Source organism: Variovorax paradoxus (assembly GCF_030815855.1).
Lineage (GTDB): Bacteria > Pseudomonadota > Gammaproteobacteria > Burkholderiales > Burkholderiaceae_C > Variovorax > Variovorax paradoxus_M.
The window spans coordinates 3926746-3939072 of record NZ_JAUSXG010000001.1 but is presented as its reverse complement, the minus strand read 5'-3'; the positions used below and the strand labels follow the sequence as shown (position 1 = coordinate 3939072).

General features: G+C 65.7%; 14 protein-coding genes. 9 read left to right on the top strand and 5 right to left on the bottom strand.

Features of this window, described 5'->3' with window-relative positions; translation table 11 throughout:
• The first annotated feature begins 125 nt into the window (after positions 1 to 125).
• A complete protein-coding gene (locus tag QFZ42_RS18955; protein WP_307702440.1) occupies positions 126 to 728 on the top strand; it encodes a phenylacetic acid degradation protein PaaY in 603 nt (200 codons plus the stop codon).
• Between the two features lie 64 nt (positions 729 to 792).
• On the top strand, positions 793 to 1437 hold the full coding sequence (locus QFZ42_RS18950; protein ID WP_307702439.1) for a TetR/AcrR family transcriptional regulator: 645 nt from the start codon (positions 793 to 795) through the stop codon (positions 1435 to 1437).
• Here the strand turns inward: QFZ42_RS18950 and QFZ42_RS18945 are convergent.
• Positions 1419 to 2222 (bottom strand): SDR family NAD(P)-dependent oxidoreductase, encoded by an 804-nt coding sequence (locus tag QFZ42_RS18945; RefSeq protein WP_307702438.1) that lies wholly within the window; start codon positions 2220 to 2222, stop codon positions 1419 to 1421. The two genes, QFZ42_RS18950 and QFZ42_RS18945, sit on opposite strands and share 19 nt — an antisense overlap.
• Positions 2223 to 2364: 142 nt before the next feature.
• Between QFZ42_RS18945 and QFZ42_RS18940 the strand changes: the two genes are divergently transcribed.
• On the top strand, positions 2365 to 2961 hold the full coding sequence (locus QFZ42_RS18940; RefSeq protein WP_307702437.1) for a TetR/AcrR family transcriptional regulator: 597 nt from the start codon (positions 2365 to 2367) through the stop codon (positions 2959 to 2961).
• Here the strand turns inward: QFZ42_RS18940 and QFZ42_RS18935 are convergent.
• From QFZ42_RS18935 to QFZ42_RS18920, 4 genes are read right to left on the bottom strand one after another with little or no spacing between them, the layout of a single operon-like run.
• Entirely contained in the window at positions 2945 to 3982 is a 1038-nt protein-coding gene (locus tag QFZ42_RS18935) for a VWA domain-containing protein (protein WP_307702436.1), read from the bottom strand. The genes QFZ42_RS18940 and QFZ42_RS18935 overlap by 17 nt on opposite strands.
• A complete protein-coding gene (locus QFZ42_RS18930) occupies positions 3979 to 4968 on the bottom strand; it encodes a DUF58 domain-containing protein (RefSeq protein WP_307702435.1) in 990 nt (329 codons plus the stop codon). The genes QFZ42_RS18935 and QFZ42_RS18930 overlap by 4 nt, the downstream gene beginning before the upstream one ends.
• Positions 4949 to 5962: an AAA family ATPase gene (locus tag QFZ42_RS18925; protein WP_307702434.1), complete on the bottom strand. Its 1014-nt coding sequence runs from the start codon at positions 5960 to 5962 to the stop codon at positions 4949 to 4951. The genes QFZ42_RS18930 and QFZ42_RS18925 overlap by 20 nt, the downstream gene beginning before the upstream one ends.
• A 51-nt stretch (positions 5963 to 6013) precedes the next feature.
• A complete protein-coding gene (locus tag QFZ42_RS18920) occupies positions 6014 to 7012 on the bottom strand; it encodes a S1C family serine protease (RefSeq protein WP_307702433.1) in 999 nt (332 codons plus the stop codon).
• An 88-nt stretch (positions 7013 to 7100) separates the two neighbouring features.
• Here QFZ42_RS18920 and QFZ42_RS18915 point away from each other — a divergent pair, with 88 nt between their 5' ends.
• The 6 genes from QFZ42_RS18915 to QFZ42_RS18890 all read left to right on the top strand — a co-directional run bounded on the left by QFZ42_RS18915 (position 7101) and on the right by QFZ42_RS18890 (position 12321).
• Positions 7101 to 7961 (top strand): TatD family hydrolase, encoded by an 861-nt coding sequence (locus tag QFZ42_RS18915; RefSeq protein WP_307702432.1) that lies wholly within the window; start codon positions 7101 to 7103, stop codon positions 7959 to 7961.
• Positions 7962 to 8092: 131 nt separating this feature from the next.
• Positions 8093 to 8491 (top strand): hypothetical protein, encoded by a 399-nt coding sequence (locus QFZ42_RS18910; protein WP_307702431.1) that lies wholly within the window; start codon positions 8093 to 8095, stop codon positions 8489 to 8491.
• An 87-nt stretch (positions 8492 to 8578) separates the two neighbouring features.
• Entirely contained in the window at positions 8579 to 9106 is a 528-nt protein-coding gene (locus tag QFZ42_RS18905) for a DNA-deoxyinosine glycosylase (protein WP_307702430.1), read from the top strand.
• A complete protein-coding gene (locus tag QFZ42_RS18900; protein WP_307702429.1) occupies positions 9106 to 9888 on the top strand; it encodes a spermidine synthase in 783 nt (260 codons plus the stop codon). Before QFZ42_RS18905 ends, QFZ42_RS18900 begins: the two co-directional genes overlap by 1 nt.
• Positions 9885 to 11681, top strand: coding sequence for a GspE/PulE family protein (locus QFZ42_RS18895; protein WP_307702428.1), 1797 nt, complete (start codon positions 9885 to 9887; stop codon positions 11679 to 11681). Before QFZ42_RS18900 ends, QFZ42_RS18895 begins: the two co-directional genes overlap by 4 nt.
• A gap of 151 nt (positions 11682 to 11832) precedes the next feature.
• Complete coding sequence (locus QFZ42_RS18890; RefSeq protein WP_307702427.1) at positions 11833 to 12321, top strand: tripartite tricarboxylate transporter TctB family protein; 489 nt, start codon at positions 11833 to 11835, stop codon at positions 12319 to 12321.
• Positions 12322 to 12327: the final 6 nt, after the last annotated feature.

The window sequence follows — 12327 nt, the reverse complement described above, 5'->3', positions numbered from 1 at the left end:
GCGGAATCGGCATGCAAACACTATTGACCGACCGGACGGTAGATTTTAGGATCGACCTTGAATCCCGCACAAGCGGGGTTGATTCAGGGCAAACCCTGAGCCCCTGAAAAAAGGAGACCGACCGAATGCCCAGCTATTCCATCGACGGCGTCATACCCGTCGTCGACCCCACCGCCTATGTGCATCCCAGTGCCGTGTTGATCGGCGACGTGATCGTCGGCGCCAACTGCTATGTGGGCCCGTGCGCCAGCCTGCGCGGGGACTTCGGACGCATCGTGCTGGAAGAGGGCTCCAACGTGCAGGACCATTGCTGCATCCACGGCTTTCCCGACCAGGATACGGTGGTCGAGGTCAACGGGCATATCGGCCACGGCGCCATCCTGCACAGCTGCATGGTGCGGCGCGATGCACTCGTGGGCATGAACGCGGTGGTGATGGACGAGGCCGAAATCGGCGAACAGGCGATCGTGGCGGCCTGTGCCTTTGTGCCGGCCGGCATGAAGGTGCCCGCGCGGTCGCTGGTGGCGGGCATTCCCGCCAAGGTGAAGAAGATGCTGAGCGAGGAAGAAATTGCCTGGAAGCTCGAGGGCACGCAGACCTACCAGGCGCTGACAGTTCGCAGCCTGGCGAGCCTGCACGAGGTGGCGCCGCTACGGCAGATGGAGCCCGATCGCCCGCGGCTGCCTGCCGCTGAGGTGCGTTCGCTGATTGCGACCCGGCGCGGCTAGCCGGCGCGCTTCATGCAAGATCGCGGGTTGCCCGCAACTCCAATCAAGGAAGAAAGAAGACCCGATGCCGCGTGGAAGATCCGCAACCTACGACGACCAGCGCGAGTTCATCCTTGCGCAGGCCGCCCAACTGTTCGCGCGCAGCGGCTATCCCGCCACCTCGATGAACCAGGTGGCCGAAGCCTGCAATCTCTCCAAGGCCACGCTGTATCACTACTACAAGGACAAGAGCAGCCTGTTGATCAGCATCGCCGAAACGCATGTCTCGAAGCTCGCGGCGCTGGTGGCTGAAGAGGAAGCATCGACGCACACCGATGAAGAGCGGCTGCGCCGCTTCATCTACCGCATCGTCGAGGAATACGCCGGCGCGCAGGACGCGCACCGCGTGCTGACCGACGACGTGCGCTTTCTCGAAGAGGAAGACCGCGAGCGCGTGCTCGACAAGGAGCGCGAGGTGGTCGCGGGCTTTGCGCGCGCCGTCTCGGCGCTCAGGCCCGGCGCGCCGAGCGACGACCTGGCCAAGCCGCTGACCATGCTGCTGTTCGGCATGATCAACTGGATGTTCACCTGGATGAAGCCGGGCGGAAAGCTCGACCACGCGGCCATGGCGCCTATCGTGGCCGACCTGTTCCTGGGCGGCATCGGGGCGGTGAAGTCGCCGGACCGCACCGCGATGGCCGCGCAGGCCGATCAGGCCGTCGCCAAATAGCGCGCGGCCGGCTTGCTGGTCTGCGAAGCGCCGAACAGCTTGGCGCTCGCGTCGGTAAAGCCGGTGAGCAGGGCGGCGTCGTTCACCGACGGCAGCGTGATCGCTTCGCCCAGGTCGAGGCCGGCCAGCGCGGCGTCCACGCACTCTTCGGCCTGCATGACGGTGCCCTCGGCCAGCGCCGACACCGGCACGCCCGAGAGCTCCCAGATGTCGGTGGCCGTGGCCGCCGGCAGCACCAGCTGCACCTTCACGCCGGTGCCCGCCACCTCTTCCTGCAGCCCGCGCGTGAACGCCACCACGAAGGCCTTGGTGCCGCTGTAGATGCTGCTGATCGGCAGCGTGTAGAAGCCGAGCACCGAGCCGATGTTCACCAGCGTGCCGCGGTCGCGCGCCTTGAAGGCGGTCAATGCGGCACGGCTCAGGTGAGCGAGGGCGTTGATGTTCACGTCGAGCATGCTCTGCAGCTGCGCGCTCGTGGTCTGCGCGACGGGTGCGAGCGTGGAGAGGCCGGCGTTGTTGATCAGCAGCGTGATCGACGGGTCGGTGGCAACGGCCTTGGACACGCGCTCGAGGTCGCCGGCGACGGCGAGGTCGGCTGCGAGCGTTTGCACCTTGACGCCATATTGGGTTCGCAGGGAGGCCGCGACTTCTTCCAGCAGGTCGGCGCGACGCGCCACCAGCAGCAGGTCATGGCCCCGACGGGCCAGGCGGTCTGCGTAGATCTTGCCGAGGCCGGCCGAAGCGCCGGTGACGACGGCGGTGCCGAGGGTTGCTTGTTCGCTCATTTTGAATCCGTTCAAAGGTAGGTTGGAGGCGCTGTCTTGCTACAAGCATGATGACCATCATGTTTGAGGTGTCGAAGCATGATGGTTATCATGCTTAGCGTCAAGCCATGCCTTGAAGTACCCCGGAACAGAAAGAGGTCACATGCGATACCCCGCAGCGGAAACCGCCGAAAAGCACCAGAAGATCCTTGCCGAGGCCTCGCGCCTCTTCAAGGAGCGCGGCTTCGACGGCGTGAGCGTGAGCGAGATCATGAAAGCCACCGGGCTCACGCACGGCCCGTTCTACAACCACTTCGACTCGAAGGAGGCACTGATGGCGGAGTGCATTGCCCACTCCGGGGGCGCCGCGCTGGCAGACCTCGATGCGGCCGGCAAGACGCCCGAAGGCATGCGCGCCTATGTGCGGAGCTACCTGAGCCCCGAGCACCGCGATAGCCGCGCCCGCGGCTGCCTCGTGGCGGCGTTTGCCGCGCATGCGGGGCAGCCGGGGAGTGAGCAAGCCATCGGTGCGCCGCTGACGGCCTACTTCAAGCTGTTGATCGACCGGTTTGCCAGCAAGTTTCCATGGCGATCGAAGAAGAACCCCCGCGGCGACGCGATCCGCATTCTGGCGTCGATGTACGGCGGCGTGGTGCTGGCCCGCGCCATGGACGACAAGGCCTTGTCCGAAGAAATCCTGCGCGAGGTGCTCGCCGGCCTGCCGGCCGCCGCCAAGGCCGGAGCTAAAGAATCCGGTTGAACCAGAGCAGCGACAGCCCCGCCGACAGCAGCGTGAGAATGGCCGCACCCAGCGCGAACAGCGCCGAGATTTCGGTTTCCTTCTTCTCGACCGTGAGCTTGGAGCTCAGCGTTTCGTACACCTTCTTCAGGTCGGCGGCGGTGCCCGCATAGAAGTACTCGGCATTGGTCTTGTTGGCCACGGCCTTGAGCGTTTCCTCGTCGAGCCGCACGCGCATCGACCAGCCTTCGAAGCCGATGGTTTCGCCGTCGACCGTGCCCACGCCCACCGTGTAGATGCGCACGCCGCGGTCGGCCGCGGCCTTGGCGGCATCGAGCGGATCGACGCCCGTGGTGCGCTGCCCGTCGGTCAGCATGATGACCGCGGCCGAGGTGTAGGAGCCCGGCGCCACCGGCGTGAATTCCTTCGCCTGCTTTTCCGTCTGGTCGATGGGCGTGCCGCGCTGGCGGCTCGGTGCGCTGAACTGCGACACGTCGATGCCCGCGTCGGGAAACAGCGTGGCAAGCGACACCACGATGGCGTTGCCCGTGGCCGTGGCGCGCTGCAACTGGAAGCTGTCGATCGCGGTCACCAGGTCGTCGTGGTTGGTGGTGGGCAGTTGGGCCACCTGCGCACTGCCCGCGAAGGCCACGATGCCCACCTTGACGTGGCGCGGCAGGTCCTTGATGAAGCTCTTGGCGGCTTCCTGGGCCGCGACCAGCCGGTTGGGCAGCACGTCGGCCGCGCGCATGCTGCCCGACACGTCCATCGCGAGGATGATGGTCTGCTGGTTCGAAGGCAGCAGCACCACGGCCATCGGCCGCGCGGCGGCGACCAGCATCGCGGCCATGGCCAGCAGAAACAGCAAGGGCGGAATGTGCCGGCGCAGGCTCTGGCCGGCGCCCATGGCTTCGCGCACGATCGACAGGCTGGCATAGCGCACCGCCAGCTTCTTCTTGCGGCGAATCAGCCAGATGTAGAGCAACACCAGCAGCGGCAAGGCCGCCAGCAGCCAGAGGAATTGAGGCCAGAGAAATGTCATGCTGCCACCGCCTTCACGCTGCCCGAACCGATGCGCGTGCGGCGCTTGCGCATGTCGGCAAAACGAACGATGGCTTCCACCAGGTCGTCATTGGTGGAAAGCTCGAGGGCGTCGACACCGGCCTTCGCGAGAGAAGCACGCAGCGTGGCTTCGCGCTCGGCCGCCAGACGCGCGAAGCGCTTGCGAAAACCGGCATCGTGGGTGTCGACCCAGAGCTGTTCGCCGGTTTCGGCATCGCGCAGCGGCACCAGGCCGAGGTCGGGCAGCTCGAGTTCGAGCGGGTCGAACAGGCGCACGGCAATGACTTCATGCCGCTGCACCAGCTGGCCGAGCGGGCGTTCCCAACCGGGCTCGCTCAGAAAGTCGGACACCACGAACACGGTGGAGCGGCGCGGCATCAGCGTGGCGGCCGACTTCAGCAGGTCGGCCAGCCGCGTCATGCCTTTTTGGGTGGGCGCTTTTTCGATCTTGTCGGCACGCCGTTCCATGGCGTGCAGCAGGTGCAGCACATGCCGGCGGCCGCTGCGCGGTGGAATCACGGCTTCGAGGTCGCTGCCGTAGACCAGCGCGCCGACCCGGTTGCCGTGGCGCGTGAGCAGGCGCGCGAGCACGCCGACGAAGCCGGCGGAAATTTCGCGCTTGGCCTTCAGGCCTGAACCGAAATCGACCGACCGGCTCAGGTCGAGCACGAACCACGCCGACATTTCGCGGTCTTCGGTGAAGACCCGCACATGCGGCGTCTGCAGCCGGGCCGTGACGTTCCAGTCGATGTGGCGCACGTCGTCGTGGTGCTGGTACTCGCGCAGGTCGGCCAGGTCGAGCCCGGTGCCGCGCATCAGCGTGCGGTAGTCGCCCTGCAGCAAACCGTCGAGACGGCGGATGACGGTCCATTCAAGCCGGCGCAGCGCGCGCTCGGCACCCCCGGCCTCGGCGATGAGCCGTTCGTCGTTCGCGGCCGCAGGGGCCTTACGCCACCAGCTTTTCATGTTCCAAGGGTTTAGGGGGAGCGGGGACGGCCTTCATGATCTTCTCGATCAGGCTGTCGGGTGTGAGGCCTTCGGACAAGCCTTCGTAGGAAAGCGTCACGCGGTGGCGCAGTACGTCGGGCACCAGCGCGGTCATGTCTTCGGGCAGCGCATAGCTGCGGCCACGCAGCAGCGCCAGCGCGCGTGCGCCTTCGGTGAGGCTGATGCTCGCGCGAGGGCTCGCGCCGAAAGTGATGAAGCGGCGCATGTCCTTCAGGCCGTGCTTCTCGGGCGTGCGCGTGGCCGATACGAGCTTGACCGCGTACTGGATGAGCGAAGGGTCGACGTACACGCGCCGCGCCTCGGCCTGCAGCGCTGCAAGCTGCTCGGTCGTCGCAACAGGATTGACCTCGACCATCGTGCCGATCACGCGCTGGACGATGACGAACTCTTCCTCATCGCTCGGATAGTCGACCAGCACCTTCATCATGAAGCGGTCGACCTGCGCCTCCGGCAGTGGATAGGTGCCTTCGGTCTCGATCGGGTTCTGCGTGGCCATGACGAGAAACGGGCGCGGCACCCTGTGCGTTTCGCCGGCAATGGTGACCTGGCGCTCCTGCATCACTTCGAGCAGCGCACTCTGCACCTTGGCCGGCGCGCGGTTGATTTCGTCGGCCAACAGCAAGTTGGCGAACACCGGCCCGAGCGAGGTGCTGAACTCGCCGGTCTTCTGGTTGTAGATGCGCGTGCCCACCAGGTCGGCCGGCACCAGGTCGGGCGTGAACTGGATGCGCTTGAACTGGCCGCGCACGGTCTCGGCCAGCGTCTTGATGGTGAGCGTCTTCGCAAGACCCGGAACGCCTTCGACCAGCAGGTGGCCGCCCGCGAGCATGGCCACCATCACCCGCTCCAGGAAGCGGTCCTGGCCCACCACCACGCGCTTGACTTCGTAGAGGATCTGCTCCATCAGCTCGGCCGTGGCGGTAGAGGTGGAAAAGGGGGTCTCGGTGCTCATGCGATGGCCTCTCTGTAGACAGTCGGAAATGCGAAGTGGCGAAGTGCGGTCCTAGAACGGCGGCGAGCCGGCGGCCGAGGCCGCGTTCTCGATCGGCACGGCAAAACCGATGCCTATGAAGGTGCGCTGCTGTGTTGGATTGAGGATGGCGGTGACGATGCCGAGCACCTCGCCGTCCATGTTGATCAGCGGGCCGCCCGAGTTGCCGGGATTGGCTGCCGCGTCGAACTGGATCAGGTTGCCGAGTTCCTGCTTGCCCTCGGGCGAGCGGAACGAGCGCTTCAGGCCCGACACCACGCCGGCCGACACCGACGGACCGATACCGAACGGAAAGCCGACGGCCACCACCTGGTCGCCGGATTGCAGGTCGGCCGTTGAGCGCATCACGGCGGGAATCAGGTCGTCGGGAATTTTCTGGGCCTGCAGCACCGCGAGGTCGTTCTCGGGTTGCACGCCGGTGATGGTGGCCACGGCCTCGAGGCCGTCGGAAAAAGTGACTTTGATGGTCTCGGCGCCGGCCACCACATGCAGGTTGGTGAGGATGACGCCCTTGTCGACAATGACCACACCGGTACCGACGCCGCGCTCGACCTCGCCCGGCGGGGCATCGGCTTCGGGCGGCTTGCCCTTGGCGAGATTGCGGCCCCGCTTCTGGATCTTGGCCTCGGGCGTCGCTTTCTCGGGACCGTAGCCGACCACGCGCACCACCGAAGGCCGGACGATCTCGGCGGCCTTGGCGGCGGGCGAGGGGAGCGTGTGGGTCTGCAGCGTGCGCAGCACGGCCGAATCGATGTCCTTCTGAGTCAGCGCCTTGGCCCCGTGGCGGGGCCACCATGTGGCGCCGCCCGCAGCGAGTGCGGCGCTGAGCACCACCATGAAGGCCAAGCTGCGCCGGCCGGGCTGCCAGCCCGGCTTGGCCGCTTGCGGGGAGTTTGGCTGCGCGGTATTGCCTCCGCCATCGGGAGACGGCACGGCCTCATCGGCGGCCGCGGAATCGGCCGCTCGAGGCAGCGTGCGGGGCGAACGGCTGTAGAAAGCGGGCCTGCGCATCGAAACACCTCCGGCAAAGGATGACGGGTGAGGGGGTCACAGTAGCACGCTTTCTTCTGCCTTGCATCCCTTCGGGCATCATCTCGCAATGGCTGTATTCATCGACACCCACTGCCATCTGGACGCGCCCGAATTCGGTGCGGGAATGCCGACCATCCGCGCCCGCGCTGCTGAACGGGGCGTGGCGCTGTGCGTCATTCCGGCCGTGGCCGCGTTCAATTTCGCAACCGTGCGCGAATTGGCGCACGTGCAGGGCGATGCCTATGCGCTCGGAATCCACCCGCTGTGCACCGGCAATGCGCAAGAGGCCGACCTGGAGGCGCTCGACGCCGAGCTGTCCACGCGCATCGGCGATCCGCGGCTGGTCGCGGTCGGCGAAATCGGCCTCGACTATTTCGTGGAAGGACTGGACAGCGACAAGCAGCAGCACTTCTTTCACACTCAGTTGCAACTCGCACGCAAATACGAGTTGCCGGTGCTCATTCATGTGCGCCGCTCGGTCGACAAGGTGCTCAAGCATCTGCGGCAGACCGCGGCCGGCCGGCCATGGCAGGGCATTGCGCATGCGTTCAACGGCAGCGAGCAGCAGGCCAGGGCCTGTATCGACATCGGCCTGAAGCTGGGATTCGGCGGCGCCGTGACCTTCGACCGCGCGTTGCAGCTGCGCCGGCTCGCGGCCACGCTGCCGCTCGAATCGATCGTGATGGAAACCGACGCGCCCGACATCCAGCCGCACTGGATCTACCGCACAGAGGCGCAGCGCGCGGCCGGCGAAGCGCAGGGCCGCAACGAACCGGGCGAACTGCCGCGCATCGCAGCCGTGGTGGCGCAATTGCGCGGTATCGGCACCGACGAACTGGCCGAGGCCACGACCCGCAACGCCCTGGCAGCCCTGCCTCGGCTCGAAAGCCTTCTTTCCATGTCGGAAGGCCGGCCGCACCGCGCGTAGGCCGATGCCCCGTCTTGCGATTACGCAAGAGAGGCGTGCACTTTTACTGTCATCCTCGGCGTTCGAAGTGGCGTTGTTTGTTCAGTGGCAAGTTCGTCACTCCGACACTTCATCCAAAAAGGAGTCTTTACATGACCACATCTTTCATTCGCACCGTGCCCGTCGTGCTCGCCCTCGCGCTTGCTTCCATCGGCGTGTCCGCCGTGGCGCAAACCGCCGCACCCGCAACGACCACCGCCGAACCCACCACCACCGAGAAGGTGAAGGAAGCCGGCAAGGACGCGGTCGATGCCACCGCGCGCACGACCAAGAAGGCCGTGAACGCCACCGAGCGCGGTACCAAGAAGGCTTGGAACGCAACCAAGCGCACCACCAAGAAGGCGGCCGACGCCACCAAGAACGTGGCCGCCAAGACCGGCGACGCTGTTGAAACCGCAGGCCACAAGACGGCCGACGGCATGCGCAGCACCGGCAAGGCCATCGGTGAAAAGGTGCCCGGCACCGCCGAACACGAAGCCGCCAAGAAATAACTGGCGATTGCCTTCAGCACAACCCGCTTCGGCGGGTTTTTTCATGGGCGATCGAAATTGCCGACAGTGCCAAGATAGAGGCTGTTCATGAAACCACCAACTGCACCCGACACCACAAGCGCAGTGCTCACGGGCCTTGCGCCCATCGTCTCGCCCGCCACGGTCGTATTGATACTCGGCAGCTTCCCGGGCGTTCGGTCGCTCGAGCAGCAGCAGTACTATGCGCATCCGCAAAATCAATTCTGGAAAATCTTGCAAGCCGTTTGGCCCCACCACCTGCTCCCGATGGGCGCAGACAGCTATCCCGAAAAGAAGAAGTGGTTGCTCGCGCGCGGCCTGGGCGTGTGGGATGTGTATGCGGCTTGCGAACGCGAGGGCAGCCTCGACTCGGCGATCCGCGCACCTGTTGCCAACGACATCGCGGGGCTGCATCTTCCCAAGCTCGCCGCTATTGCGCACAACGGCGGCGAGAGCTTCAAGCATGCGCGCCACACGCGCACCCTGGGGGTGCCGGTCTATCAGCTGCCTTCCACCAGTCCCGCCAACGCGTCTTGGAGCTTCGAGCGCAAACTCGCAGCCTGGCGCGAGGTCTTTGTCGCCCACCACCTTCTTTGATGGCCACGAGCAAAACTCCCGTTCTTCCCGAAGTCAACTTCTCCGACTGGGGCGACATTCGCTACCTGCACCTTGGCACCGAATGGGTCCAGGGCTCGATGAAACTCGATGCGCCGTTCGAAATCGAGCTCGAATACGTGCAGCGCATGATGGCCTGGCTGCTGTTCGCCGACCCGAAGAGCGTGGCGAGCCGCCATGCGATGCAGCTCGGCCTCGGCGCGGCCACGCTCACCAAGTTCTGCCGCAAGACTCTGCGCATGCGCACCACCGCAGTCGAGCTGAATCCGCAGGTGGTGTCGGCCTGCCGCGGCTGGTTCAAGCTGCCCGCGGACGATCCGAAGCTGCGCGTGGTCATTGCGGATGCGGCGCTCGAGATTCGAAAAGCCGAATGGCACGGCACGGTCGATGCGTTGCAGGTCGACCTGTACGACCATGAAGCCGCCGCGCCGGTGCTCGACAGCGAAGGCTTCTATGCCGATTGCCGCGCGCTGCTCACCGAAGACGGCTGCATGACGGTCAATCTCTTCGGCCGCTCGTCGAGCTACGAGCGCAGCCTGGAGAAAATCGCCGGCGCATTCGGCGCGGACGCAGTCTGGGCCTTCAAGCCGACGCGCGAAGGCAACACGGTGGTGCTGGCGCAGCGCACGCCAAGCCGCCCGAAGCGCGAAGCCCTTGCCGAGCGCGCCCAAACGATCCAGACTCGATGGGGACTTCCCGCGCCGAAATGGCTGCGCGTGTTCAAACCGCTGAATCCCACTCTCACCCGACCTTCCGGCTCATGAGCGCTGTTCCCGCCGCTTCCGCACCCAAACCCTCGGCCGACCGGCATGAAGGCCCGCTCGACCTGCGCCGGCTGATCGAATGGCTCGCCACCGACGGCGTCATTTCCCCGATGGAAGCCAAGCGCACCATCGCGCGCTGCGCCCAGGCCGAGAGCCGGCAGGCGCCGCTGGTCCGGCTGGCCAACGTGGCCATGACGCGCGAAAGCGACGGCAAGCCGCTCGATCTCGAAATGCTCACGCAGTGGCTGGCCGGCCGCGCGGGGCTCACCTATTTGCGCATCGATCCGCTCAAGGTCGACGTGGGCAAGGTGGCCGACACCATGAGCGCGGCCTATGCCGAGCGCCACAAGGTGCTGCCGATACAGGTGTTGCCCAACGAAGTGGTGGTGGCCACGGCCGAGCCTTTCCTGACCGACTGGATCGCCGAGGTGGAGCGCCAAGCGCGCCGCACGGTGCGCCGCGTGGTGGCCAATCCGACGGACATCCAGCGCTACACGGCCGAGTTCTTTGCGCTCGCCAAGTCGGTGCGCGCCGCGCAGAAGGCCGGTGGCAATACCGGCGGCGCGAGCTTCGAGCAGCTGGTGGAGCTGGGCAAGAGCACCAAGCAGCTCGATGCCAACGACCAGAGCGTGGTGCAGGTGGTCGATTGGCTCTGGCAATACGCCTTCGACCAGCGCGCCAGCGACATTCACCTGGAGCCGCGCCGCGAGCAGGGCGTGATCCGCTTCCGCATCGACGGCATCCTGCATCCGGCCTACCAGATGCCCATGGGCGTGATGAACGCGATGGTGTCGCGCATCAAGCTGCTGGGCCGCATGGACGTGGTCGAGAAGCGCCGCCCGCTCGACGGCCGCATCAAGACCCGCAACATGCGCGGCGACGAGGTCGAAATGCGCCTGTCCACCTTGCCGACCGCGTTCGGCGAGAAGATGGTGATGCGGATCTTCGACCCCGACACGGCGGTGAAGGACCTCGATGCGCTCGGCTTCTCGCAGCATGACGCACACCGCTGGGAGCAACTCGTCACGCGGCCCAACGGCATCATCCTGGTGACCGGGCCCACGGGTTCGGGCAAGACCACCACGCTGTACTCCACGCTCAAGCGCGTGGCGACCGAAGAGGTCAACGTGAGCACGGTCGAAGACCCAATCGAAATGATCGAGCCCTCGTTCAACCAGACGCAGGTGCAGCCGCAGCTCGACTTCGGGTTTACCGAAGGCCTGCGCGCGCTGATGCGGCAGGACCCGGACATCATCATGGTCGGCGAGATCCGCGACCTTGCCACGGCCGAGATGGCGGTGCAGGCCGCGCTCACCGGCCACCTGGTGTTCAGCACGCTGCACACCAACGACGCGCCGAGCGCCATCACGCGGCTGATGGAACTGGGCGTGCCTTCGTACCTCATCAACGCCGTGATGCTCGGCGTGCTGGCCCAGCGGCTGGTGCGCACGCTGTGTCCCAACTGCAAGCAGCCCGACGACACCGTCACGCGCGAGAAGCTCGAAGCCATCGTCAAGCCGTGGCAGATCACCGGCTCGGTGCGCGCCTACAAGCCGGTGGGTTGCGTCGATTGCCGCATGACGGGCTACATGGGCCGCATGGGCCTGTACGAACTGCTGAGCATCAGCGAAGACTTCAAGGCCCAGGTCACCAAGGAGCCCAACCTCGCCGGGCTGCGCCGCCAGGCCGTGATCGACGGCATGCGTCCGTTGCGCCTCGCGGGGGCCCTGCGCGTGGCCGAGGGCGTGACGACCATCGAAGAAGTCCTGAGCGCGACGCCTCCCCTGGAATGAGCCTGGCAGAGCCGATTCCGCGGTGTCGCGGGGTCGGGCTCTGTGAAGTCTTTCGGGTTATCCCTAGGCCTTTCGTTAGTGGAATCCACATCGGCCTGACCACCAGCTGACTCGACAATCTCGCATCGAAATTTGTTCGAGGAGACTGTTCGTGAAAATCAAGAGTCAGAAAGACTTTTTCTCGGGTCTGATGTTTACGGTCGTGGGCGTGGCGTTCGCATGGGGCGCCACCACCTACAGCGTAGGCAGCGGCGCCCGCATGGGGCCGGGATACTTCCCGTTGATGCTGGGCATCCTGATGGCCGTCATCGGTCTGGGAATCATGTTCAGCGGCCTGACCGTTGAAACCACCGACGGCGAAAAAATCGGCAAGTGGGCCTGGAAGCAGGTCGTGTTCATCCTGGGCGCCAACCTCGCGTTCGGCATTCTGCTCGGCGGCCTGCCGAGCATCGGCGTGCCGGCCATGGGAATGATCATCGCCATCTACGCGCTCGTGATCATCTCGAGCCTCGCGGGCCACGAGTTCAAGCTGCCGAGCGTGCTGATCCTGGCCACCGTGCTGGCCATCGGCAGCTATGTGGCCTTCATCTGGGCGCTCAAGCTGCAGATCCAGGTCTGGCCGACCTTCATCACCGGTTGAGAAGAA